Source organism: Qipengyuania xiapuensis (genome assembly GCF_019711395.1).
Lineage (GTDB): Bacteria > Pseudomonadota > Alphaproteobacteria > Sphingomonadales > Sphingomonadaceae > Qipengyuania > Qipengyuania xiapuensis.
In genome coordinates, this window is the sequence record NZ_JAIGNL010000001.1 from 1,293,556 (window position 1) to 1,318,483 (window position 24,928).

The 24,928-nt window shown below is 63.4% G+C and carries 24 protein-coding genes and 1 riboswitch; of the genes, 13 read left to right on the forward strand and 11 right to left on the reverse strand.

The annotated features are described in order from the left end of the window. Nucleotides 1-9 precede the first annotated feature (9 nt). The 13 genes from secY to K3163_RS06685 all read left to right on the forward strand — a co-directional run bounded on the left by secY (nt 10) and on the right by K3163_RS06685 (nt 11,219). Nucleotides 10-1,374: a preprotein translocase subunit SecY gene (gene secY, locus K3163_RS06625; protein WP_221553565.1), complete on the forward strand. Its 1,365-nt coding sequence runs from the start codon at nt 10-12 to the stop codon at nt 1,372-1,374. A gap of 32 nt (nt 1,375-1,406) precedes the next feature. Beyond that, on the forward strand, nt 1,407-2,051 hold the full coding sequence (locus K3163_RS06630) for an adenylate kinase (RefSeq protein ID WP_221428649.1): 645 nt from the start codon (nt 1,407-1,409) through the stop codon (nt 2,049-2,051). A 55-nt stretch (nt 2,052-2,106) separates the two neighbouring features. Then, entirely contained in the window at nt 2,107-2,718 is a 612-nt protein-coding gene (locus tag K3163_RS06635) for an SRPBCC family protein (protein ID WP_221553566.1), read from the forward strand. A 438-nt stretch (nt 2,719-3,156) separates the two neighbouring features. After that, on the forward strand, nt 3,157-3,525 hold the full coding sequence (rpsM, locus tag K3163_RS06640; RefSeq protein ID WP_221428647.1) for a 30S ribosomal protein S13: 369 nt from the start codon (nt 3,157-3,159) through the stop codon (nt 3,523-3,525). Between the two features lie 53 nt (nt 3,526-3,578). Next, nucleotides 3,579-3,968, forward strand: coding sequence for a 30S ribosomal protein S11 (rpsK, locus tag K3163_RS06645; RefSeq protein ID WP_006831904.1), 390 nt, complete (start codon nt 3,579-3,581; stop codon nt 3,966-3,968). A 110-nt stretch (nt 3,969-4,078) separates the two neighbouring features. Then, nucleotides 4,079-5,134: a DNA-directed RNA polymerase subunit alpha gene (locus K3163_RS06650; protein ID WP_221428646.1), complete on the forward strand. Its 1,056-nt coding sequence runs from the start codon at nt 4,079-4,081 to the stop codon at nt 5,132-5,134. A gap of 101 nt (nt 5,135-5,235) precedes the next feature. Beyond that, the gene (gene rplQ, locus K3163_RS06655) at nt 5,236-5,655 is read left to right on the forward strand and encodes a 50S ribosomal protein L17 (RefSeq protein WP_221428645.1); all 420 of its coding nucleotides are present in this window, start codon (nt 5,236-5,238) and stop codon (nt 5,653-5,655) included. A gap of 102 nt (nt 5,656-5,757) precedes the next feature. After that, nucleotides 5,758-6,324: a GbsR/MarR family transcriptional regulator gene (locus K3163_RS06660; RefSeq protein WP_221428644.1), complete on the forward strand. Its 567-nt coding sequence runs from the start codon at nt 5,758-5,760 to the stop codon at nt 6,322-6,324. A gap of 35 nt (nt 6,325-6,359) precedes the next feature. Continuing rightward, entirely contained in the window at nt 6,360-7,016 is a 657-nt protein-coding gene (locus tag K3163_RS06665) for a DUF4166 domain-containing protein (protein WP_221553567.1), read from the forward strand. Then, nucleotides 7,009-8,160 (forward strand): saccharopine dehydrogenase family protein, encoded by a 1,152-nt coding sequence (locus K3163_RS06670; protein WP_221553568.1) that lies wholly within the window; start codon nt 7,009-7,011, stop codon nt 8,158-8,160. Before K3163_RS06665 ends, K3163_RS06670 begins: the two co-directional genes overlap by 8 nt. Beyond that, nucleotides 8,157-9,551 carry a serine hydrolase domain-containing protein gene (locus K3163_RS06675; protein WP_221553569.1) on the forward strand — a complete coding sequence of 465 codons (1,395 nt, stop codon included), beginning with the start codon at nt 8,157-8,159 and terminating at the stop codon, nt 9,549-9,551. Before K3163_RS06670 ends, K3163_RS06675 begins: the two co-directional genes overlap by 4 nt. Before the next feature lie 131 nt (nt 9,552-9,682). Beyond that, a complete protein-coding gene (locus K3163_RS06680) occupies nt 9,683-10,264 on the forward strand; it encodes a hypothetical protein (RefSeq protein WP_221428641.1) in 582 nt (193 codons plus the stop codon). Nucleotides 10,265-10,487: 223 nt separating this feature from the next. Next, nucleotides 10,488-11,219 (forward strand): hypothetical protein, encoded by a 732-nt coding sequence (locus K3163_RS06685; protein ID WP_221553570.1) that lies wholly within the window; start codon nt 10,488-10,490, stop codon nt 11,217-11,219. Here the strand turns inward: K3163_RS06685 and K3163_RS06690 are convergent. The 11 genes from K3163_RS06690 to K3163_RS06740 all read right to left on the reverse strand — a co-directional run bounded on the left by K3163_RS06690 (nt 11,204) and on the right by K3163_RS06740 (nt 24,464). After that, a complete protein-coding gene (locus K3163_RS06690; RefSeq protein WP_221553571.1) occupies nt 11,204-11,851 on the reverse strand; it encodes a trimeric intracellular cation channel family protein in 648 nt (215 codons plus the stop codon). The two genes, K3163_RS06685 and K3163_RS06690, sit on opposite strands and share 16 nt — an antisense overlap. After that, a complete protein-coding gene (locus K3163_RS06695) occupies nt 11,848-12,552 on the reverse strand; it encodes a PepSY domain-containing protein (RefSeq protein WP_221428638.1) in 705 nt (234 codons plus the stop codon). Before K3163_RS06695 ends, K3163_RS06690 begins: the two co-directional genes overlap by 4 nt. A 44-nt stretch (nt 12,553-12,596) precedes the next feature. Next, a complete protein-coding gene (locus tag K3163_RS06700; protein WP_221553572.1) occupies nt 12,597-13,925 on the reverse strand; it encodes an amidase family protein in 1,329 nt (442 codons plus the stop codon). A gap of 58 nt (nt 13,926-13,983) precedes the next feature. Continuing rightward, a complete protein-coding gene (locus K3163_RS06705; RefSeq protein ID WP_221553573.1) occupies nt 13,984-15,444 on the reverse strand; it encodes a DUF4403 family protein in 1,461 nt (486 codons plus the stop codon). An 89-nt stretch (nt 15,445-15,533) separates the two neighbouring features. After that, nucleotides 15,534-16,367, reverse strand: a complete 834-nt coding sequence (locus tag K3163_RS06710; protein WP_221553574.1) for a hypothetical protein — start codon at nt 16,365-16,367, stop codon at nt 15,534-15,536. 25 nt (nt 16,368-16,392) lie between these two features. After that, nucleotides 16,393-17,805, reverse strand: coding sequence for a dihydrolipoyl dehydrogenase (gene lpdA, locus K3163_RS06715; protein WP_221553575.1), 1,413 nt, complete (start codon nt 17,803-17,805; stop codon nt 16,393-16,395). A 10-nt stretch (nt 17,806-17,815) separates the two neighbouring features. Then, a complete protein-coding gene (gene odhB, locus K3163_RS06720; protein WP_221553576.1) occupies nt 17,816-19,054 on the reverse strand; it encodes a 2-oxoglutarate dehydrogenase complex dihydrolipoyllysine-residue succinyltransferase in 1,239 nt (412 codons plus the stop codon). A gap of 28 nt (nt 19,055-19,082) precedes the next feature. After that, a complete protein-coding gene (locus K3163_RS06725; protein ID WP_221553577.1) occupies nt 19,083-21,896 on the reverse strand; it encodes a 2-oxoglutarate dehydrogenase E1 component in 2,814 nt (937 codons plus the stop codon). A 34-nt stretch (nt 21,897-21,930) separates the two neighbouring features. Beyond that, complete coding sequence (sucD, locus tag K3163_RS06730; RefSeq protein WP_221428631.1) at nt 21,931-22,821, reverse strand: succinate--CoA ligase subunit alpha; 891 nt, start codon at nt 22,819-22,821, stop codon at nt 21,931-21,933. 31 nt (nt 22,822-22,852) lie between these two features. After that, on the reverse strand, nt 22,853-23,815 hold the full coding sequence (gene mdh / locus K3163_RS06735) for a malate dehydrogenase (RefSeq protein WP_221428630.1): 963 nt from the start codon (nt 23,813-23,815) through the stop codon (nt 22,853-22,855). A 322-nt stretch (nt 23,816-24,137) separates the two neighbouring features. Continuing rightward, nucleotides 24,138-24,464 carry a hypothetical protein gene (locus K3163_RS06740; protein ID WP_221428629.1) on the reverse strand — a complete coding sequence of 109 codons (327 nt, stop codon included), beginning with the start codon at nt 24,462-24,464 and terminating at the stop codon, nt 24,138-24,140. Between the two features lie 181 nt (nt 24,465-24,645). Beyond that, a riboswitch (cobalamin riboswitch) is annotated at nt 24,646-24,836 on the forward strand. Nucleotides 24,837-24,928 lie beyond the last annotated feature (92 nt).

Here is a 24,928-nt window from a genome sequence, read left to right on the forward strand (position 1 = left end):
AGACGACCAATGGCATCAAGCGCCGATAGTTTCGCGAGCAACATCAGCCTCGCCTCTTTCTCCAAAGCCACGGAGCTCAAGCAGCGTATCTGGTTCACCATCGGTGCGCTGATCGTTTTCCGCTTCCTCAGCTTCGTTCCGCTTCCGGGTATCAACGCTCGCGCCCTGACGCAGCTTGCCGACCAGACCCAGGGCGGCATCATCGACATGTTCAACATGTTCACGGGCGGCAGCCTTGAGCGCATGAGTCTCATCGCGCTCGGCGTCATGCCCTACATTACCGCCTCGATCGTGGTTCAGATGGCCTCGGCCCTCCACCCCACGCTTGCCGCCTTGAAGAAGGAAGGCACGGTCGGGCGCCAGAAACTCAACCAGTACACCCGCTACGGCACGGTTTTCCTGTGCACGATCCAGGGCTGGTTCCTCGCAGCAGGTCTCGAGAGCTTCGGTGCCTCCAGCGGCATCGCAGCCGTGGTCGACCCGGGCTACATGTTCCGCATCGGTGCGGTCATCAGCCTCGTCGGCGGCACCATGTTCCTCCTGTGGCTGGGTGAGCAGATCACCAGCCGCGGTATCGGCAATGGCGTCTCGCTGATCATCATGGCCGGCATCGTCGCCCAGTTCCCGACCTTCGTCTCGAACATGGCTTCGGGCTACAGCGAAGGTTCGATCGCCACCGGCATCCTCCTCGGCTTCATCGCCATGGTCATCGGCCTGATCCTGCTGATCAGCTTCTTCGAGCGTGCACAGCGCCGCCTGCTGGTCCAGTATCCCAAGCGCGCGACGCAGAAGGGCATGATGCAGGCTGATCGCTCGCACCTGCCGCTCAAGCTCAACACGGCCGGCGTGATCCCGCCGATCTTCGCCAGCTCGCTTCTGCTGCTGCCGCTGACGATCACGCAGTTCGCCGGCAACTCGCTCGATCCCGAAGGCGGTGTGGGCGGTAGCTTCAGCACCGTGCTGCAGTACCTCCAGCATGGCCAGCCGCTCTACATGACGCTCTATGCGATCGGCATCATGTTCTTCGCCTTCTTCTACACTGCCGTCGTCTTCAATCCCGAAGAGACCGCGCAGAACCTGAAGAAGAACGGCGGGTTCATTCCGGGCATTCGTCCGGGCAAGCGTACCGAAGAATATCTCGACTATGTCCTGACGCGTATCACCGTGATCGGTGCAATCTACCTGACCTTCGTCTGCGTGGTGCCCGAATACATGATCGCGCAGACCGGCGTGCCGCTGTTCCTCGGCGGTACCAGCCTGCTCATCGTCGTGAACGTCACGGTCGACACGATCAGTCAGATCCAGTCGCACCTGCTGGCGCACCAGTACGGCGATCTCATCAAAAAGGCTAAGTTGAAGGGCCGCCTGCGTTAAGGCAGGGCTATCGAGGAAGGGGACCTCTTTCGATGGATATCATTCTTCTCGGCCCTCCGGGCGCAGGCAAGGGCACTCAGGCACAGCGCCTGGTCGAGCATCACGGTATGCTCCAGCTGTCGACCGGCGACATGCTGCGCGAAACGCGCAAGGCCGATACCGAACTTGGCCGCAAGGTCGCCGACATCATGGATTCGGGCTCGCTCGTTTCGGACGACATCGTCTCGGCCATGATCGACGCCAAGCTCAGCGATATGGGCCCCGATGTGGGCGCCATCTTCGACGGCTACCCGCGCACCGCGGCACAGGCCGATCAGCTTGACGAGATCCTCGCCAAGCACGGCCGCAGTCTCGATCACGTGATCGAGCTCGAGGTGGACGAAGATGCGCTTGTCGAGCGCATCACCGGTCGCTTCACCTGCGGCAATTGCGGTGCTGGCTATCACGACACGTTCAAGCAGCCGAAGACCGAAGGCGTGTGCGACGAGTGCGGTTCGACCGAATTCAAACGCCGTCCCGACGACACGGAAGAAACCGTGAGGCACCGCATGAACGTCTATCGCAGCGAAACCGCTCCGATCCTGCCCGGCTATGAGGCACGCGGCATTGTCAGCCGGGTCAACGGCATGGGCGGGATCGACGAAGTCACGCACGCGATCGACGCAATCCTCTCCTGAGGCTTTCCAAACCAATCGCCCGGTCATAGAACCGCTCCTCGAAGGGGAGAGGTCGATGATGAAACACGCAATCCTGGCTGGCGCTCTGGCAGTGGCCGCTGCTGCACCGGCGGCCGCTGAAGTGGTCGCGACGGGCGAAGACAGCTTCGTCACTCAGGATACCGCGCGCGTTGCGGCCAGTCCGCGCCAGACGTGGATGGCGCTGATCAAGCCGGGCGACTGGTGGAACGACAGTCACACCTGGTCGGCCGATGCTTCGAACATGTCACTGGTGCCGAGTGCCGGTGGCTGCTTCTGTGAGAAGATTCCGGGCGAGGGCGATATCCCGCTCGACGGAAGCGCGCAGCACGCGCTGGTGGTGCAGGCCGTCCCCGACAAGGCACTCCGGATGAGGGGCGAGCTGGGGCCGCTTCAGGCGGTGCCTGCCACCGGTGTCCTGACGGTCACCCTTACCGAGATCGATGGCGGTACGCAGATTGGCTGGGAATATCACGTCGGTAGCGTGACCGGCTTCGATATCGATGTGATTGCCGGTGCAGTCGACGGCGTAATGACACAGCAGCTTCGCGGACTGCGCGATCACCTCGGGGCACTCGACGAGGAAGACGAAGAGCAGGACGCGGAAGACGCTCCCGAAGACGAGGATGAGCCTGCAGAAGAGGACTGAGCGTCCGCTCCTGCCGGTGAGGGCTGCGAGAGACGACGGTGTTGCCGTAGAGGGCTTCTGGATGAGCCTGGGGATCGGGCGTGTCAGCGGGGAACAAGAGAAGCTCGACTGAATGCTCTCCGCGGTGATGCTCGACTTCGGCATCGTTTAACCGCATTTTGACGTTCGGGATGCCACAGTCTATGTGTGCCACTTGAACATGACCGGAGACCGCCCATATGGGCGGCCTCGGCTGTTTGCGCGCGCTGGAGGTTGACGCTGAGAGCGAATCCTACTAAGCGCGCCGTTCATTCGATATTTCGGGAAGTCCGGCAGGCGGCAGCCATCGTGCACGCCATCCGGGCTTTTTGCGCTACCGGCGCTCTCGCAATATCAATGAAAACAAAGCGTTGAGATGGGGTCCCGCTTAAAGAGACCCTGTGGAGCATGGAGAATTAAGTGGCTCGTATTGCCGGGGTAAACATCCCCACAAACAAGCGCGTTATCATCGCGCTCACCTATATTCACGGTATCGGCCGTACCACGGCCGTTGAGATCGCCGACAAGCTCGGCATCGATCACACCGCGCGTGTCCAGGACCTGTCCGACGAGGAAGTCCTGCGCATCCGTGAAACGATCGACGCTGACTACACCGTCGAAGGCGACCTTCGTCGCAACACCGCGATGAACATCAAGCGCCTGATGGACCTCAAGTCCTATCGCGGCCTTCGCCATCGTGCCGGCCTGCCCGTTCGCGGCCAGCGCACCCACACCAACGCCCGCACCCGCAAGGGTAAGGCCAAGCCGATCGCCGGCAAGAAGAAGTAAGCTCGGGCCTCCCGACGCTTTTCCCTTCTTGAGAATATAGAGGAAGAAACACCATGGCACGCGAACCCGGCCGCGTTAGGCGCCGCGACAAGAAGAACATTTCTTCGGGCGTTGCGCACATCAACGCTAGCTTCAACAACACCATGATCACCATCACCGATGCGCAGGGCAATGCGATCAGCTGGTCCAGCGCCGGCATGATGGGCTTCAAGGGCAGCCGCAAGTCGACTCCCTATGCCGCGCAGGTTGCCGCCGACGACGCAGGCCGCAAGGCCGCCGAACACGGCGTTCGCACCCTCGAGGTCGAAGTGAAGGGCCCGGGCTCGGGCCGTGAAAGTGCACTGCGCGGTCTCGCTGCAGTTGGTTTCACGATCACCTCGATCCGCGACGTGACGCCGATCCCGCACAACGGGGTCCGTCCTTCCAAGCGTCGCCGCGTCTGATCCGTACCTGCCTGGTGGCCTGGGTTCTCTAGGTCACCGACACCCTTCGACGGACCGGACGCTCCGATAAAGAGCTCCGGTCCCGCCCGCATCCACACCAGGGGAAATCCATGTCCGTCAACATCAAGAACTGGCAGGAACTCAAGAAACCCAACACCCTCGACATCAAGGACGGTGGCGACAAGGACCGCAAGGCGACCTTCGTTGCAGAACCGCTCGAGCGCGGCTTCGGCCTGACGCTCGGTAACGCGCTGCGTCGCGTTCTCCTGTCCTCGCTGCAGGGTGCAGCCATCACCTCGATCAAGATCGAGAACGTGCTGCATGAATTCTCCTCGCTCGCCGGCGTGCGCGAGGACGTCACCGACATCGTCCTGAACGTGAAGCAGATCGCGCTCAAGATGGAAGGTGAAGGCATGAAGCGCCTCCAGCTCTCGGCCACCGGCCCGGGCGAAGTGAAGGCTGGCGACATCGCCGTTTCGGGCGACATCGAGGTCATGAACAAGGACCTCGTGATCTGTCACCTCGACGAAGGCGCCACGCTCAACATGGAGCTGACCGCCGACACCGGTAAGGGCTACCGCCCGGCAGTGATGAACCGTCCGGCCGACGCGCCGATCGGCCTCATCCCGGTCGACAGCCTGTACTCGCCGGTTCGCCAGGTGAGCTACAAGGTCGAGAACGCCCGCGTTGGCCAGGAACTGGACTACGACAAGCTCTCGCTGACCATCGAAACCGACGGCACCGTCACTCCGGAAGACGCGGTGGCCTATGCCGCACGCATCCTCCAGGACCAGCTGACGCTGTTCGTCCACTTCGAAGACGGCATTCCGCAGCCCAGCTCGGCCATGATCGGCCAGGCTGCTGAGCCGCAGGAAAGCGACACCAACCAGCTCAACCGTTACCTCCTCAAGAAGGTCGACGAGCTGGAACTGTCGGTCCGTTCGGCAAACTGCCTCAAGAACGACAACATCATCTACATCGGCGACCTGGTCCAGAAGACCGAGGCCGAGATGCTCCGTACACCGAACTTCGGCCGCAAGTCATTGAACGAGATCAAGGAAGTGCTCTCGTCGATGGGTCTGCGCCTCGGCATGGACATCCCTGGCTGGCCGCCGGAGAACATCGAAGAAATGGCCAAGAAGCTCGAACAGGAACTTCTCGGCTAATCCGGGCCTTCGGGCTTATCAGGGCAGGGGCGGCGGGCCCTAACCGCCGCCAGCACTGGGCTACCTAGAACGGGCCCTTTTCGAACGAAGAAGGAAATACAATGCGTCATAAAATTGCAGGCCGTAAGCTTCAGCGTAAGACTGGCCACCGCAAGGCCCTGTTCCGCAACATGAGCGCCGCGCTCATCAAGCACGAACAGATCCTCACAACCCAGGCGAAGGCCAAGGAACTGCGTCCCTACATCGAAAAGCTGATCACGCTTGCAAAGCGTGGCGGTCTTTCGAACCGTCGTCTTGCGATGAGCAAGCTTCAGGACGAAACGCAGCTCAAGAAGCTCTTCGACGTTCTGGCAGAGCGTTATTCGGACCGTGACGGCGGTTACACCCGCGTCATCAAGGCCGGCTACCGCGACAGCGACGCAGCCGCCATGGCCGTGATCGAGTTCGTCGACCGTGACGTCGACGCCAAGGGCCAGGACAGCGGCCCCGTCATGAATGACGAGGAAATGGAAGACGCGTAATCCGCGGCTCCATACCGAGACAAAGAGAGGCCGGGGGAGAAATCCTCCGGCCTTTTTGTTTATCCGCTTGACTCTTTGCTCGTTTGGGCAGACATTTCTGTCATGACAGAAAAAAGTGACAGGATCGAATTGTCGCCCTCGATTGCACGCTTCGTGCTGCATTGGGGCGATCTCGGCAGCCAGTGGGGCGTGAACCGCTCGGTGGCGCAGATCCACGCGCTTCTGTTTATTTCGGACGAGCCGCTCAATGCCGAGCAGGTCGCTGCCACGCTCGGCCTCGCACGTTCGAACGTGTCGAATTCGATTCGCGAGCTGCTCTCGTGGAAACTGATCGAGCGTGTGCCCGTGCTGGGCGAGCGGCGCGACCATTTCACGGCGGAAGCCGATATCTGGGAAATGGCGACGCGCATCGCCAAGGGCCGTAAGGAACGCGAGATCGATCCCGCTGAGGCCGCTCTCAAGCTATGCAACGAAGAAGCGGCGAATGATCCCAAGATCAGCCCGCAGGCCCGCCAGAAGCTCGCCGATATGCTCGAGTTCGTCTCCACGATGTCGCGCTGGCACGACGAGATGCTCAGCGTGCCCAAGGGCGCACTCATGACGCTGATCGCCATGGGTTCGGGCATCGTGAAGGTCATCGGATGGAGGCCCGGCAAGGGTAAGAAATAGCGACCCCGTCAAAGGGGCAACAAAGGGGAAGTGCAATGCAGGCGCAGCTGCAGCAAGTCGGAAGGATCGAGCCACTCAGGGGCGGCGAGGCTTACGACACGCGCTTCCGTGCCCTCGTGGGCGAAGAGGCCTGGTATGGTTTGCCCCTCGCGGTGCAGAAGCGTTTCTCGAAGCGCCTCGCAGAGGCGAGGGTCGCGATCTACCCCGGCATCATCGAGGAAGTCCGCTTCAGCCGCGCTGGCTGGCTGCTGGCGCAACTGTGCCGCGTGATTGGCGCGCCGCTGCCTCTCCATGCAGACAAGGGCGTGCCCGCCACGGTCTCGGTCAGCGAAGACGGTGCGAGCGGAGGCCAGTGCTGGACGAGGATTTACGGCCGCAAGCGCGGCTTCCCCCAAGTGATCCACAGCGCCAAGCGCTTTGCCGGCAAGTCAGGGCTCGAGGAATATCTCGGGCGCGGGATCGCCATGGCGCTCAAGGTGGTGGCGATCGAGGATGGCCTCGAATTCCGCAGCGATCACTACTTCCTCGATGTCGGCCCCGTCCGCCTGCGCCTGCCGCACTGGATCGGGCCGGGCCGGACGGTAGTCCGCCACCGCGATCTGGGCGAGGGGAGCTTCGAGTTCTCGTTGCAGCTGGTCCACCCGCTGCTTGGCGAGATGGTTTACCAGTCGGGAGTGTTCCGCGATGGCTGATCCGCTGAAGGTCCTGCTGGTCGGCGCAAGCGGCGTCTTCGGTTCGCGCCTTGCCGAGCTCGCGGCATGCGAGGAGGGCGTCCACCTGACGCTAGCCGCGCGCAATCTGCGCAAGCTGGAAGCACTCGCCGCCCGCCTTCCCCACTATGTCGGGCTGGCGCGGATCGACCGCGACTGCGTGAAATCGGTCGACCTTGTCGGCTACGACCTCGTGATCGATGCGGCCGGCCCATTCCAGTCCTCGCACGCAAAGCTGATCGATGCCGCCATCGGCGCGCGGGTCCACTATGTCGACCTGGCCGACGGGCGCGATTTCATCGCCCGCTTCCCGCGCTTCGACAAGGACGCGCGGGAGGCCGGTGTTTCGCTGGTGACGGGCGCTAGCTCGATCCCCGCGCTCAGCCATGCGGTTCTCGACGAACTCACGAAGGGCTGGAGCGCGATCGATAGCATCCGCATCGGCATTTACCCCGGCAATCGTGCCCCGCGTGGACGCTCGGTCGTGGAGGCCATTCTCTCCTATGTCGGCAAGCCCGTGCGCGTGTTTCGTGACGGCGAATGGCAGGAGATTGCCGGGTGGGGCGGGCTACATCGGGAAGACATACCGCGGATCGGCAAGCGCTGGGCCTCGGTCTGCGACACGCCCGAGCAGGATCTCCTGGTGGCCCGCTACAAGCCGCGCCAATCGGCCGAGTTCTTCGCCGGGCTGGAACTGGGCCTGCTCCATGTCGGGTTGTGGCTCTGCTCGCTTCCGGTGCGCTGGGGCTGGCTGAAGAGCCTGCAACCCTTCGCGCTGCCGATGCTCAAACTGGCCGAACTCATTCGCCTTGTCGGTTCCGATCGCGGTGCCATGACGGTGAGGGCAAGCGGGGAGGAACCTTCCGGCGAGCAGGTCGAACGGCTCTGGACGCTGCGCGCCGATGCCAATCGCGGGCCATATGTTCCGACGCTGGCCGCACTCGCCATGATACGCCGGTTTCGCGATGAGAGCGGCCCGCCTGCAGGCGCGCACGTCTGCTCGGGGTTGCTCGACCTTGCCGACTTCCTGCCCGACATGGAGGCTCTCGGCATGGAGCACTGGATGGATGGCGACGTGGCGGGCTTTGACTTGGAGGCCAAGGCGCTGCAATCCTCCGCCGCATGATCAGGACCGCCCTCGCAGCTACCGCGCTGCTCGCCGCCACGCCGGCTCTCGCCCAGTCGACCACCCAGGAACAGATCGATGCACGCTACGACCGCGCTCTAGCGGCAGGCTACAAGGCGCTGTTCCTGTGCAGTGCAGTCTTCAATGCCGAGAGGAACGGTGCGACTCGCACGCCGGAGAGCGTCGAGAAGTGGGAGTTGACCGGCATCCAGTCGCCGTTCGACGGGATCGTGGGCGAGCTGCGCTATTCGATCGACCGGAAGCCGCTCTTCGATGGACAGGAACTGGTGCATTCGGTTCGTGTCTGGTGGGACGAGGAGATGGCTCCACGCACCGCCATGCACAACAACGAGAAGGGCTGCTTCCTGACCGCCATGGGCGGCCCACAAATACCTTTCATAGCGCCGCAGGTCCCATCAAGCGCTGCGCTCGAAGACAGCCGTGTCGAAGCCCGGCTTGGAAGTGATGTGCACGAGAACCTCAGCGACGTCGCCGCCAGCGCACTTAGCGAGGAGAGCCCCTATGGGGACGGCACGCGTACCACTGCGGTCCTCGTGCAGAGAGAGGGTGCGGGTCTCATCGAGATGTACCATCCTGACTTCGCATGGAATGTGCCCCAGCGAACGTGGTCGGTTGCCAAGAGCATCGCCGCAACGCTTCTGGGCGCGGCCGTCCATCGCGGCGAAGTCGATGTGAGTGACAGCGCCGGCCTGGGCTTCGGCAGGCTGGGCGAACCGCGTCACGCAATCTCGATCGATCATGCCATACGGATGGCGAGCGGCCGCTATTCGGATACGCCGGGCAACCGGACCGACGCGCTCTACTTCGGCGGCGCCACCGTGACCGAGGTCGCGCTCGATTGGCCGCTGGTGAATACGCCCGGCACTGTCTTCCGCTATGCCAACAACGATACGCTCGCCGCGGTGCAGGCCATCTCCGAGGGGTTCGAGGAGAGCCCGCCCTCTGACTTCTTTGCCAAGCTGGGGATGCACCACACGGTCGCCGAGACCGACTGGAAGGGGAATTACATTCTCTCGAGCCAGGTCTGGTCGACGGCGCGCGATCTAGCGCGGATCGGCAATCTCTATCTCAACGACGGTATCCTACCCAGCGGGGAGCGCCTCCTTCCGACCGACTGGGCGCAATACGTCTCCACCCCATCGGGTCCGCAACCGGATGGCCCTTTCGGCTATGGCGCGGGGTTCTGGCTGTTCAACAAGTCCGAGGGCATTCCGAGCGACACTTTCGCCGCCATGGGCAATCGCGGACAGTTCATAATTATCGTCCCGAGTCTGAACGTCGTGATCGTCAGAAGGGGTGAAGATCCTGCAGGCTCGCGCTTCGATATTGCGTCATTCACGCGCGATGTCCTTGAATCTCTTGAGAAATAGGTATTCAGAAAACCGACTACTTTCCTGAACATCGCCTGCAATCGGGATTCAGCGTCACCTCAGAGCGACTCGCCTAGAACCTCAATCAACCGAGGCAATCCCGCCGCGGTCGAATTTGAGGAGAGCCTCACATGAACATCAAGACAAAGGCTTTTGCGAAAGGTGGGATCGCAACCGCAGCTGTCGGCGCAATGGCGCTGGCAGGAGCTACCCCCGCATATGCAGGTGACCGCGACGATGACGGCATTTCTGTTGGCGACGTGATCGCCGGTGCCGTGATCATCGGTGGTATCGCCGCCATCGCCAATGCGGCGAGCAAGGACCGCGACTACTACCGCGACGGCCGCTATTACCGCGATGGTCGTTACTATCGAGACGGCCGCGAATATCGCCGCGGCGCCTATCGCCACCGTGGAAGCCCGCGCCAAGCCGTCGAACGCTGTATCCGCAAGGCCGAGCGCATCGCGCACCGCAGCGGCTACCGCTTCGCCCAGGTGACCGACATCCGCGACGTGGACGACACGCGCTATGGCTGGAGGGTCAAGGGCCGCATGGTTGTCGACGGCAATCGTGGTTGGGGCGGATATGACCGCTACGACCGTCGCTATGATCGTCGCGGCTACCGCGACCGCGATAGCGGCAAGTTCACCTGCTACGTCGAGCGAGGCCGCGGTGCCCAGGTCGATTTCAAGGGAATTCGCGGCCTCCGCTAATCCCATCATCTAGCGACATTCACAGTCGTCACGGGCGGCCCGGACCACATCTCCGGGCCGCTTTTTCGTGCGCGGTTCAGCTACGCTACATGCCGCGAGGCGCACGGGATACGCAGTGTGACACGACTCGTGCCAGGTGGGGGTGCGGGTGACAGACAGGGACCGGCCCATGCCGCAAATTAGAACTCTTGCCGCAGCACCTGCCTTGCTGGCGGCTTTCTCCATGACATTGACCCCCGCCTCGGCAGCCGAATTGCCGCAGCTCGTCCGGGCCGCTCCGGCGCATGCAGACGCGGCTCCGGTATTCGATATCGAGAACTCGCAGACCGCAGAGCACCGCCGCTACCGGCGTTATCGCTATCGCCGCGGGCCCGATGCAGGCGACGTGATCGCGGGTGTGCTGATCTTCGGCGCGATCGCCGCTGCCGCCGACCGTGCGAGCCGCCGCGACCGGGACCGTGATTATCGCGACCGCGAATACCGGGATCGGGACTATCCCGACTATCGCCGCGACGACGTCCGCTATGACGATGTCCGCGGGATCGACCGTGCGGTGCGCATGTGCATCGACCGGGTCGAGCGCGATACGCGGGTCGAGACGGTGGACCGCGTGGACCGCACCGCTCGTGGCTGGCAGGTCGAGGGTACGATCTTCAACGGCGACGCGTTCACCTGCACCATCGGCGAGAACGGCCGCATTCGCGACATCGATTATGGCGATCGCGATGCCCGCTACATCCCCGGCGACGAAGATCTGGACGACGATTTCGCGCGTGCGGATGTCGAGGACCGGCAGTGGGACGACGATCGTTACGCAGCCGAGCGTGCGCGCATCGATGGCGGCATTGCGGCGGATGCTGGCGATGCCCAAGCCGCCTATCCGGGCGGGCCGATCGAAGGCGAGGACGAGGTCGACGGCGACCTCGAAATCGGGACCGGTTACCCGGGCGCCTGATCGCTCCCGGCCTCGCGCTCCCCGTAGGAAGGCAGGCCGAGGTTCCAGTGGATTGCGGCGAGCCGGAGGCCGAAGCCTGCCACCGTCGCCGCGATCCACACCCACCAGCGTTCCAGATCGATCATCGAACCAAGCACGGTGAGGCTGGCCGACAGCGCTGCGGCGGTGACGTAAAGCTCGGGCCGCATGAGGATCGATGGCCGTCCGGCAAGCACGTCGCGGATGATGCCGCCCGCCGTACCCGTGATCACGCCCATGAGGATCGCCGGCACGACCGGCACGCCGTACTCCAGCGCCTTGGCCGAGCCGAGCACTGCATAGGCGGCAAGGCCGAGCCCGTCGGCGATCGACAGGAAACGTCCTTCCCACCAGCGGGTTGGCGTGAACCAGGCGAAGAGCGCCACGGCCAGGCACACCACGGCCACCCATCCATCGGTGATCCAGAAGACCGGCGCTCCGATCAGTAGGTCGCGGATCGAGCCGCCACCGACGCCCGTGATCAGTGCGAAGAACACCAGGGTGACGAGCGTTTGCTTCTCCTTGGCCGCAACCAGCGCTCCGGTCAGGGCGAAGATCGCCACGCCCGCAAGATCGAGCCAGTCGAGCACGGGAGTGAGGATCGTCTCGTTCAAGCCGGGACCTTCACTTTCGCTTTGCGGCGGCGGAACATCAGGATGCAGCCAAGGAGCGACCCGAGGACGCCGAGGCCTGCAAACAGGATCAGGATCGGATGGCTGGTGTCCTCACGGGTCTGGAGGTCCATGATGTGCAGACCCCAGACGAAATCGAAGGTCCGCCACCATTCGGTGCGCACGGCCTCGATCCGGCCTGTTTCGGTGCCGACATAGACATGCGTCCCGTCCGCTAGTGCCACCTGCCAGACCGGCATCGGGCGGCGGAAATCGAAGGGGACGTTTTCGGCATCGAAGCGCGTCGCGCTCACCACCTTGTCGCCGCCGACAATTCCGCTCTCGACGATCATGCGCGCCTCTATTTCGGAGAGCGGCGACATCTTCTTGCCATTCGCGCGGAAGCGTTCGCTGGTGCCGTCCATATAGGTGATGCGCGTGACGGTTTCGCCGCGCTCGACCTGCGTTGCGACCGAACGCACCGGAGCCGTGCTTTCCGATGGAAGCGAGACGGAGATATTGGTGTCCTTGGGCAGCGCCTCCTCCTGCACAGGCAGGCGAAGGTGGTTGCCGCGCACTTCCTCGATCGGCTTGATCACCATGACGAGACCGGTGACGGTCCACATCAGGATGGGAAAACCCACCAGCCAGCCAAGCCAGATGTGCCACTTTGCGTATCGCTGCATCATGCGCTGTTGCGCCATTCATTTGCTCCCGAACTTTGCGCGCGAGCATTGGGCAATGGCGTTCAGGAGTGCAACACCTGCCCGATTTCATCCGCAGCCGCGATGCAGGCCAGATCGCACCAGCGCGGTCCCATCACCTGCATTCCGCAGGGCAGGCCTCCGGTCCCGCCAATGGGCAGGACGGTCGCAGGAAGGTTGGGAAAGGTCGCAAGGCCGGCCCAGCAAAGGCCCGCAGCGCCCGGCACGTCGGTGCCGTCGATATCGATCATGCCATCGAAGACCCGCGTCTTGCTGTGCGGCACGGCGAGGACGGGGGCGGGCGGAGCGAGGACGAAATCGTACTCCTCGAACAGTGCGGCCCAGGCCATCTCGTTGCGCGCCTGCTGGTCGAGCATGTTGAACCAGTCGGTCGCGCTCGCGCGCTTTCCGTCCTTCGAGGGAGCACCGCGCGCCATCGCGACGTTCAGCATACGCATGTAGTCGGCGTGCTGGGCCTTGAGGTCCGGGACGAGCGCGCTCTGCCGGTCGACGCGGACACCTGCGGCCTCCAGCGCGTTTGCCGCTGCCTCCATCGGCCCTCGCACGGCATCGGAGGTCGGGCAGTCGGGATGGTCGATGATCATGAGGACGCGCGTATCGCGCAGGGCCTGCTTCGGTTGCACCAGCGGCAGGCTGGACGTGATGCGAAGCAGGGCCGCAAGATCCTGCGCGTTGCGGGCAAGGGGGCCCGCGATGGAGAGCGCCCCGTCATGCGCCCCGCGACCCGCCATCAGCGGATGATCGTGACCTTTCTTGCTGATCAGGCCCCAGCTCGTCTTGTGGCCCCAGACACCGCAGAAATGCGCCGGTACGCGAACCGAGCCGCCGATGTCGGTCCCGAATTCGCATGGCACCATCCCTGCCGCTACTGCCGCAGCCGATCCGCCGGACGAGCCGCCGGGCGAGCGTTCGTGATCGTGCGGATTATGCGTCCGGCCATAGACTGGGTTGGCCGATTGCCAGTCGGCGAGGTCGGGCGGGACATTGGTCTTGCCGAGGAAGACGACGCCAGCCTGCTTGAGCTTGCGGACCACAATCGAATCGCGGCTCGCGATATTGTCCTTGTACGCCTCGTGCCCCCAGCACGTGGGCAGGCCTGCAATGTCGAAACTTTCCTTGATCGTCATCGGCACGCCGAACAGCGGCTGATCCTTGGACGGCTTGCCGAGTGCCTTTGCCGCATCGCGTGCCCTATCGAAATCGCAAACCACCACGGCATCGATATGCGCATCGAGATGCTCGATCCGCGCGATCGCATCGTCGACCGCTTCGAGCGGCGTAAGCTCGCCGCCTGCAATTTTCGCTGCCAGCTCGAGCGCTCCGGGCTGGTCGGTCAGTTTCGGATAAGCCAATCGATTCCCCTCTCTCCGCGCAGTCTGGCGTAAACAGCGCCGAAAGCAAGGCGAGGGATTACTGGGGGTTGTAGGTCAGGGCTGCATCTGCGGTTGCTTCTACCGGCAGGTAGAGGCCCGCGCCTGCGGCTTTCAGCTGCCCCGTCTGGACGCTCTCGATACTGGCAGCGAGCACGACATCGCCGATGCGCTTGTCCTTTAGTGCGGTGTCGATCTTTCCTAGCAAGTCATCGAAATCATTCTCGAAATTCTGCGTCAGGGCATCGGCGATAGTTGCCCGATAGGTCGGTGATCGCGCGATCCTGAGGAGCAGTTCGGTCGGAAGCGAACTCGTGACGCCGTGGATGTCCAGCTCGGCGAATTCGACCTTGCGGGAATTCGCGGAATTGCGGGGCAGGGCGGTGATCCAGACCGTTCCGTCGGCCTCGAGCGTCTCCGATCCCGCCAGGCGTGCTTCGATATCGGTTCCGACTGCGATCCTGCCGCCGATCGTGCCATAAACCCTTATGTTGGAGAAAGTCGCCTCGACCGGGGCGAGCCCCGGAATGTCGAACGGGCGCTCCGCGCGCTCTTCGAGTGCGCGGAGGATGACCGGTTCGAGCACGGCATAATCCGCGATGACCGGCACAGTGAGCGCGAGATTTCCCGACTGAGCCAGCCACGGGCTCCTTGGCGGCAACGGCACAGGCGCTGGTCGCTGCGGTTTCGTGCCGACGGCAGTGGTGGTGAGTGCATCCATGGCAAGCTTGAGGGTGATCGTCTCGCCAGCGACATCGTATCCGCCGTATCTCAGGGCTTTGGGCTCGACCTGCATCCAGACGGCAGGGTTCTCGCGGTTCAGTTCGATCACGGTGAAGCTCTGTTCCCACAAGGGCTCCATCCGCTCGCGAAGCCCGAAGTTCGCGACGCGTCGTTCGAGCAGCGTTTCGATACGACCTACAATCGGTGCCAGTTTCTCGTCCGCATGCTTCTGCAGGTCGATGCGCCGCCCGAGGAACTCGAAATGCGGCGCGTCGACCCACTGGTAGCGGATGGAAACCCTGGCACTGGGCTCCCAGCCCTCGTCGACATCGAGCCTCACATCGGCGTGGACGCGGGCGCGGGCCGTCGCAGTCTCGTTCTTCAGAATACCGCCTATATCGCTCGCGCGGACCACTGCCGTGACTGGCATTGTGACCGTGAAGACTTCGCCGCGTCCCGCTACCTGCAAGCGCCCGCGGTCGGCATGGCCACGGATATCGCATTCGATTTCGGGCGTCTTGAGTTTGATGAATGCAATGCGGACTTTCTCGGGTGCAACGCAGGTCGCATCTTCCTGCGAAATCGAGAAAAGTCTTCGGGGAATCTCGCGCTCAAGCTCGCGCTTCACGTCGGACAGGGCAATTTCGACCAGAGCGGAAAGTTGGCTGGTCCCGCTCTCGAATTCTACCGGATCGTCTGCGCGCGGCGGCGGCTCGGCCTCCTTCTTCGCGCAAGCAGCGAGCGCGAGCATGATGGCGAAAATCGTTGCTCCGCGCATGGCCGCACCTGTCCCCAAGCCCTGCATAACGCCTGCGAGGATAGGCAAAACGCCAGAATCAGCCAGAGAATTGTAATCCGATTGCCTTTCTAGGCTCCATTCGCCTCGGAAACTTCGGGCGTATCGCCGCAGGCGAGGGCCAACGCGAGGCCATAGCCGAGGATCGGTGCGGCGCCGTATCCGATGAGGACGCTGGGGTAGTGGTTCATGATCGAGAGGATCGTGAATCCGAACAGGCTACCTGCGAGAGTGTAGCGCATCGATCTTGGAGCGTGGATCGTACGCAGCATCAGGAAGAAGCTGGCAGCCAGGGAAAGGAACAGTCCCGCCATCAGGAGCGGCGAAACGCCTGCCGCGTCGATCAGGACACGCTCGACGAAGGGCTGGGGCGGGGGATTGCCGCGTATCGCCATCACTATGGCTGCAAAGAATGCGAAGATCGTGACCAATCCGATGCGCCAGTCCTTGGAGACATCGTGGAAGCCGATTGCCGCGAAGACGATGGCGAAACCGATCGCGGCATCGGGCTGCAAAAGGCCGGCAAGGATCGCGGTCAGCAGGATCGGGGCGGCATAGTCCTTGTCCTTCAGCGCGAGGACTAGAATGGTGGGCACCAGCAGGCCGGCTGTATGCAGGCGAAATGGTCCGAGAGGGAGCCAGCGCGCCACGCCTTCGACCGAGGGTCCGGTGACAAGGGGCACGAAGAGGGCGAGCAACAGCGCGAGCATAATGCCACGACGAACGCGCAGCGACCGCGGCGCGGATACGAAGAGTACCAGCAGCAGGGCGACAACGAGCGCACCCGCGTTGACCAGCAGGTAGTTGGCAGGAGCGCCAGCGAGCTGGAGATATCCGAGACCGGCGAGGACGGGGAGGGCAAGCGCAAGCAGCGCGGTCAGCCGGCTGCGAAGCGCTTGTCCCATATCCTGCCCCCGCCTGTGTCTCCGGTCAGATGTGGATCGGCTTGCCCTGTACCGCCATGGCCGCTTCCTTGATCGCTTCGGAATGCGTCGGGTGGGCGTGGCAGGTATAGGCGATGTCTTCCGACGTAGCGCCGAATTCCATCGCCTGCGCGGCCTGCGCGATCATCGTGCCGGCGACGCTGGCAATCGCCCAGACGCCGAGTACGCGGTCGCTTTCGGCTTCGGCGATAACCTTCACGAAGCCGTCGGGCTCGTGATTGGTCTTGGCGCGGCTGTTGGCCATCATCGGGAACTTGCCGACCTTGATCTTCGCCTTGTCGCCGCCGAATTTCTCGAGCGCTTCTTCCTGCGTCAGGCCGACACCGGCGAATTCCGGCAGGGTGTAGACCACGCCCGGGATGATGTCGTGGTTCACGATGCCGGTCTGGCCCGCGACGTTCTCAGCACAGGCGATGCCTTCGTCTTCGGCCTTGTGCGCGAGCATCGGGCCGGGGACACAGTCGCCGATCGCCCAGACACCGTCGACGGCGGTGCGGAAATCGTGATCCGTCTCGATCTGGCCGCGCTTGTTCACTTCGAGACCGATGTTCTCGAGGCCAAGGCCTTCGGTGTTCGGGCGGCGCCCGATCGAGACCAGCACGCAATCGGCTTCGAGCGTTTCCGCATCGCCGCCAGCGGCGGGTTCGAGGGTCAGCGTGGCCTTCTTGCCCTTGACCGTCACGCCGGTGACCTTGGTCTTGAGCTTCAGCTCCATGCCCTGCTTCTTGAAGATCTTGGCCGCTTCCTTGCGGACGTCGCCGTCCATGCCGGGCAGCAGCTGGTCAAGGAATTCGACCACGGTGACTTCCGCACCGAGGCGGTTCCAGACCGACCCCAGCTCGAGACCGATCACGCCGCCACCGATGACGACCATCTTCTTCGGAACTGCCTTGAGTTCCAGCGCGCCGGTCGAATCGACCACGACCTGCTTGTCATTGTCGACTTCGACGCCGGGCAGCGGAGTGACCGAGGAGCCGGTCGCGATAATCACGTTCTTGGCGGTGACCGTCTCGTCGCCGACCTTGACCGTATGCGCGTCCTGGAAGGTGGCGTGGCCCTTCTTCCAGTCGACCTTGTTCTTCTTGAACAGGAACTCGATGCCCTTGGTGAGCCCGCCCACCGCGTCGAGGCGCTGTTCGTGCATCTTGCCGAGGTTGAGCTTCGGCTTCACCTCGATGCCCATGTCTTCCATCGCGCCGTTTGCGGCAGCATCGTAGAACTCGCTCGCGTGAAGCATCGCCTTAGAAGGGATGCAGCCCACGTTGAGGCAGGTTCCGCCCAGCGTCTCGCGGCTTTCGGCGCAGGCGGTCTTCAGGCCCAGCTGCGCAGCGCGGATCGCGGCGACATAGCCACCCGGGCCAGCACCGATGACGAGGACGTCGTAGTCGTATTCAGCCATGTGTCTTTCCTCAGAGGTCGATCAGCATCCGGGTCGGATCTTCGATCGCTTCCTTGATGATCTTGAGTGCGGTGACCGCCTCGCGGCCGTCGATCAGGCGGTGGTCGTAGGACAGGGCAATATACATCATCGGGCGGATGACGATTTCGCCGTCGACGACGACCGGGCGGTCCTCGATGCGGTGGAGGCCGAGGACGGCGCTCTGCGGCGGGTTGATGATCGGGGTCGACATGAGCGAACCGAACACGCCGCCGTTGGAGATGGTGAAGGTACCGCCCTTCATGTCTTCCATCGTGAGCGTGCCTTCCTTGGCGCGCTTGCCGAAGTCCGCGATGTCCTTTTCGATGCGGGCAAAGCCCTTGTCCTGCGCGTCACGGATGACAGGGACTACGAGGCCGTTCGGCGCCGAAACGGCGACCGAGATGTCAACGTAGTCGTGATAAACGATCTCGTCGCCCTCGATATAGGCGTTGACCGCCGGCACGTCCTTCAGCGCAAGGCAGGCAGCCTTGGCGAAGAAGCCCATGAAGCCGAGACGGATGTCGTGCTTCTTGGCGAACAGGTCCTTGTACTTCGTACGCGCTTCGATGACCGCGCTCATGTCCACATCGTTGAAGGTGGTGAGCAGTGCGGCGTTTTCCTGCGCGCCCTTGAGGCGCTTGGCGATCGTCTGGCGCATGCGCGTCATCTTGACGCGTTCTTCGCGGCGCTCGCCGGTGGCTGCAGGGGCCGGTGCGGGAGCCGATGCTGCGGGAGCCGGGGCGGGTGCCGGATCGCCCTTGGCCTTGGCGGCAGCGATCACGTCTTCCTTGGTCAGGCGGCCGTCCTTGCCGGTGCCCTTGATGGTCGAGGGATCGACGCCATGCTCAAGAACCGCGCGGCGTACTGCGGGTGAAAGCGTCTGCGAGGCGTCTGAAGAAGCTGCCTCGCCCTTTACCTCGCGGATTTCCTTTCCCTCTTCGCGTTCCTGCGCTGCACGACCGGCTTCCTCGCCGGTAGCTGCGCCGGTTGCCCCTTCTTCGACGATGGCGAGAACCGCGCCGACTTCGACGGTGTCGCCGACCTCGACCTTGAATTCCTTGATCACGCCGGCGACGGGCGAGGGTGCTTCGACAGCGACCTTGTCGGTCTCGAGGCTGACGATCGGCTCGTCCACCGCAACGGCATCGCCGACGTTCTTCAGGAACTCGCCAATGGAGGCTTCGGTGACACTCTCGCCGAGCGTGGGGACTTTGATTTCGGTGGCCATGGTGATTGCTTTCCTCTTCGGGCCTCGATCAGTTGCTCGTGCCGCCGTTCAGGCCGAGCGCGATATTCACGAGCGCTTCCTGCTGGACCTGGTGGCGGCTGGCAAAGCCGGTTGCTGGTGATGCGGCGACTTCGCGGCCGGCGTAGGTCGGGCGCATGCCGTCCTTGCCCGCCTTGGTGGCCGCTTCCTCGATCAGGCGATCGACGAAGAACCATGCACCGTTGTTCTTGGGCTCTTCCTGGCACCAGACGATCTCTTCGAGATTGGTCATGCGCTCGATACGCACGGCCAGCGGTTCGCCGGGGAAGGGATAGAGCTGTTCGATACGCACGATCGAGACATCTTCCAGCTCCGCTTCGTCGCGGCGCTGCATGAGGTCGTAGGCGACCTTGCCACTGCACAGGACGAGGCGCTTCACCTTCTTGTCGTCGATGTCCTTCATGTCGGACTTGATGCGCATGAAGTGATGATCGCCCATGAACTCCTCGGCGCTCGACTTCGCCAGCGGATGGCGGAGCAGCGACTTGGGGGTCATGATGACCATTGGCTTGCGGAACGGGCGCAGCATCTGGCGGCGAAGCACGTGGAAGTAGTTCGCCGGCGTGGTGATGTTGCAGACCTGGATGTTGTCGTTCGCGCACAGCTGCAGGAAGCGCTCGAGACGCGCCGAGCTGTGTTCCGGACCCTGACCTTCGTAGCCATGCGGCAGCAGCAGGACGAGGCCGTTGGCGCGCAGCCACTTCACTTCGCCGGCCGCGATGAACTGGTCGATCATGATCTGCGCACCATTGGCGAAATCGCCGAACTGCGCTTCCCACATCACGAGGCTCTTCGGGTCCGCCATGGCGAAACCGTATTCGAAGCCGAGCACGCCGTATTCGCTCAAGGGGCTGTCATAGACCTCGAACTTGCCGTGCGGCAGCGTGGTGAGCGGAATGTACTTGCGCTCGTTCTTCTGGTCGATCCAGACTGCGTGGCGCTGGCTGAAGGTGCCGCGGCCCGAATCCTGGCCCGACAGGCGCACGCCGAAGCCCTCGGTCACGAGGCTGCCGAAAGCGAGCGCTTCGCCGGTCGCCCAGTCGAAGCCTTCACCGCTCTCGAACATCTCGCGCTTAGCGTCGATCACGCGGCCCAGGGTCTTGTGGATCGTCACGTCGTCGGGGACGGTGGTCAGCGTACGGCCAAGGCTGTCGAACAGCTTCTTGTCGATCGCGGTTTCCACGTTGCGACGCGCGGTTTCCGGATCGGCCGGCTTGTTCATGCCAGCCCAGCGGCCACCGAACCAGTCGGCTTCGTTGGGCTTGTAGTCCTTCGCCTCGGTGAATTCCTGCTCGAGATGATCGTTGAATTCGCTGATCAGCCCGTCGGCATAGCCCTTCTCGATCACGCCCTCTTCCTCGAGGCGCTTGGTGTAGAGCTCGCTCACCTTGGGATGCGCGCGGATCGCGTCGTACATCAGCGGCTGGGTGAATTTCGGCTCGTCACCCTCGTTGTGGCCGAAGCGGCGATAGCACCACATATCGATCACGATGTCGCGGCCGAACTTCTGGCGGTATTCCACGGCCAGCTTGCAAGCGAAGGTCACCGCTTCCGGATCGTCGCCATTCACGTGGAGGATCGGTGCCTGGACGCCCTTGGCGACATCGCTCGGGTAGGGGCTGGAGCGCGCGAACTGCGGGCTCGTGGTGAAGCCGATCTGGTTGTTGATGACGAAGTGCAGGCAGCCCCCGGTATTGTAACCGCGCACGCCCGAGAAGCCGAGGCACTCCCATACGATGCCCTGGCCGGCGAAGGCCGCATCGCCGTGAAGGAGGACCGGCAGGACCTGCTCGTGCTTTTTCAGATCGTCGCGGATGGCCTGCTGCGCGCGGGTCTTGCCGAGCACGACCGGGTTCACCGCCTCGAGGTGCGAGGGGTTGGGAACGAGGCTCATGTGCACGTCGATGCCGTCGAACGAACGGTCGGTGCTGGTGCCGAGGTGGTATTTCACATCGCCCGAACCGCCGACGTCGTCGGGGTTGGACGATCCGCCCGAGAACTCGTGGAAGATGACCTTGTAGGGCTTGCCCATGACGTTTGCGAGCACGTTCAGGCGGCCGCGGTGGGCCATGCCGTAGATGATCTCGCGCACGCCGAGCTGGCCGCCGTACTTGATCACCGCTTCGAGCGCGGGGATCATGGATTCGCCGCCATCGAGGCCGAAGCGCTTGGTGCCGACGTATTTCTTGCCGAGGAACTTCTCGTACTGCTCGCCGCGGATCACGGCAGCGAGGATGGCGCGCTTGCCTTCCTCGGTGAACTGGATCGTGTCCTCGGGGGTCTCGAACTTGTCCTGGAGGAAGCGGCGCTCCTCCGTGTCCGAGATGTGCATGTATTCGAGGCCGACCTTGCCGCAATAGGTCTCGCGAAGAACGCGGAAGAGCTCGCCGACGGTGACCCATTCGAAGCCGAACACGCCGCCGACATAGACCTCGCGGTCTTCCAGGCCGGCAAGTTCGTGCCATTCGAGCGTCAGGTCATCGGGCACGTCGCGGTGCGAGAGGCCCAACGGGTCGAGATCCGCCGCAAGGTGACCGCGCACACGGTAAAGGCGCACGAGCAGCATCGCCTTGATGCTGTCGTCTGCGGCCTGTTCGATCGCCTTGGGATCGGTCGGCTTGCCGGCCTTTTCCGCTGCGGCCTTGACCGCCATGCGCATTTGCGTCGGGTCGAGCGCCGCGGTTAGGTCCGCGCCGCTGTCGACCACTTCTGCCAGCCACCGGGGGTTGCCCCAGCTGGGACCCTGCTGCGGCCCTTCCTGGTCGCCCATTTCGGGCAGGAAGTTCTGGCTCTCGTTACCCATTATCGTACCTCGCTAGGGAGGGAGCGCCTGAGGATCAGGCGAGTTCCTTCAGCATCGCGTCGAGCGTGGTGCCAAGCTCGCTGGGCGAGGGCGACACGCGGATGCCCGCTGCTTCCATCGCTGCGATCTTGTCGTCCGCGCCGCCCTGGCCGCCCGAGACGATGGCGCCTGCGTGGCCCATGCGGCGGCCCGGAGGCGCCGTGCGGCCCGCGATGAAGCCGACCATGGGCTTTTTGCGGCCCTTGGCAGCTTCCTGCTTGATGAATTCGGCTGCTTCTTCTTCCGCGCTGCCGCCGATTTCGCCGATCATGATGATCGACTTGGTTTCCTCATCGTCGAGGAAGAGGTCGAGCACGTCGATGAAGTTGGTGCCATTCACGGGATCGCCGCCGATGCCGACTGCGGTGGTCTGGCCGAGGCCGACCATGGTGGTCTGGTGCACGGCTTCATAGGTCAGCGTGCCCGAGCGCGAGACGACGCCGACGCTGCCCTTCTTGAAGATCGAACCGGGCATGATGCCGATCTTGCACTCTTCAGGCGTCAGCACGCCGGGGCAGTTCGGGCCGATCAGGCGGCTCTTCGAACCGGTGAGGGCGGCTTTCACCTTGACCATGTCGAGCACCGGAATGCCCTCGGTGATGGCGACGATCAGTTCCATCTCGGCATCGATCGCCTCGAGGATCGCGTCGGCTGCGAAGGGCGGCGGCACGTAGATGCACGAAGCGGTCGCGCCGGTTTCGGCCTTGGCCTCGCGCACGGTATTGTACTGCGGCAGGCCGATGTGGTCGGTGCCGCCTTTGCCTGGGGTCACACCCGCAACCATCTGCGTCCCGTAGTCGAGCGCCTGCTGCGTGTGGAAGGTGCCGGTGTTACCGGTCATGCCCTGGGTGATGACCTTGGTGTTCTTGTCGACGAGAATGCTCATTTCGCCTCTCCTGTTCGATTGGTTTTGTGGGTTAGGCGAGCGAGCTGTCGAGGCCCTTGCAGGCTTCGAGCAGTTCTTCGACAGCGTCGGTCGAGACCTTGAGGTTGGCCTTCTCTTCGTCCGACAGTTCGATCTCGATCACTTCCTCGGTGCCGCCTGCGCCGATCATGGTGGGCACGCCGACATAAAGGCCGTCGAGGCCGTACTTGCCTTCAACGTAGCTGGCGCAAGGCAGGATGCGCTTCTGGTCGCCGAGGTAGGCTTCGGCCATCGCGATCGCGCTGGTGGCCGGTGCGTAATAGGCCGAGCCGTTGCCGAGCAGGCCGACGATCTCGCCGCCGCCCTTGCGGGTGCGGTCGACGATTTCATCGATGCGGCTTTCCGACACACCCTTGATCTTGGCGAAGTCGTTCACCGGGATGCCGTTGATGGTGGTGTAGCTGGTGACCGGGACCATGGTGTCGCCGTGGCCGCCGAGGACGAAGGCGTTCACGTCCTTCACCGATACGTCGAATTCCCAGGCGAGGAACGTGGCGAAGCGCGCGCTGTCGAGCACGCCGGCCATGCCGACGACCTTGTTGTGCGGCAGGCCGCTGAATTCGCGCAGTGCCCAGACCATCGCGTCGAGCGGGTTGGTGATGCAGATCACGAATGCGTCGGGGCAGTTGTTCTTGATGCCTTCGCCGACGGCCTTCATCACCTTGAGATTGATACCGAGCAGGTCGTCGCGGCTCATGCCGGGCTTGCGGGGCACGCCGGCGGTGACGATCACGACGTCCGCGCCTGCGATGTCGGCATAGTCGTTCGAACCGGTGATCTTGGCATCGAAACCTTCGATCGGGCCGCACTGGCTGAGGTCGAGCGCCTTGCCCTGCGGCATGCCCTCGGCGATGTCGAACAGGACGATGTCGCCCATTTCTTTCTTCGCGGCGAGGTGGGCGAGGGTGCCGCCGATCATGCCGGAGCCGATGAGCGCGATCTTCTTGCGTGCCATAGGAGTAAGACGTCCTTCCAACAGCGCGGGACCGAGATGTCCGACCGATCTGGCTTGCGCAAAGTGTCCCGCGTGGGTGCGCGCGCCCGGTGTTTCGGCTCGCGACCTAGGCCTCGCAGTCGGTGAATGCAACCGTCAAAAGGTCGGATATACGAACTATCTTTGCAAGTAGTTCGCAATAGCAATAAGGTGGGGAATTGCGGGGGATATCCTAAGAGCGCACGGGAGCCGATCCGGTTCCACGACGCGCATGCAGCGGGAACTGCGCGGCTCTATAGCCGGCAGGTACCGCAGTCGCGTATCTGGGGATATCTTGGAGGTGTCAGCCGATCAGGTAATCGTCGCGTGAAGCTTCACGCACGCGGGCCGCTTCGCGCGTGTCGAGCGCATCGCAAATGCCGAGCCAGCGATCGTAACTTTCGCTGTCTTCGATCGCAGCGGCAGTCTCTGCCTGGCGGGCGGCGACATTGGCGGCATCGAGGCCGTGCGCGGCAAAATGCAGCAGAGCATCGCGCGTGCGCTGGTCGATGATCGGAGCCAGCGCCGCATTGCCATTGTCGTTGGCCGGTTTGCCGCAAGGCTTCTTGGCGAGGATGCGGGCGAGGGGCGATCGCGTGGTGCAGCGCGCGGCTGCGAAATGGACGGACATTGTTCTTTTCTCCCCGAAGGCAGGGACCGATGCGACCAAGCCCGGTCCGGCTCGTGGGACCTGTGTAATCGCGACCTCGCTAAACATCGGTTCCGCATCATGCTTGAGAAGATGTAAATCTTGCGCTCGGGGTTATGATCGTTGCGCGAGGAAACTTGTCGCCGCGGAACAACGCCGTTATTGCGGGCAAATTGGAACGGGTTGGGTAGCGAAAGCTGCCCCTAAGAGGGAACGGGGTTCGATGCCCCGGCTGCCCCCGCAACTGTGACCGGGGAGCGATCCCGCCATATGCCACTGGCCTTCGGGCCGGGAAGGCGGCGGGAAAGCGAAGATCCGGCGAGCCAGGAGACCTGCCCGTACCAGTCGTTCGGCCGCGGGCGGGGTGTACCGATGGCAAGCGGGGATGGGGGCAAACCGGCTCTCTCCCGTCATGGACGGCGTATGCGTTCATGATTGGAGGTTTG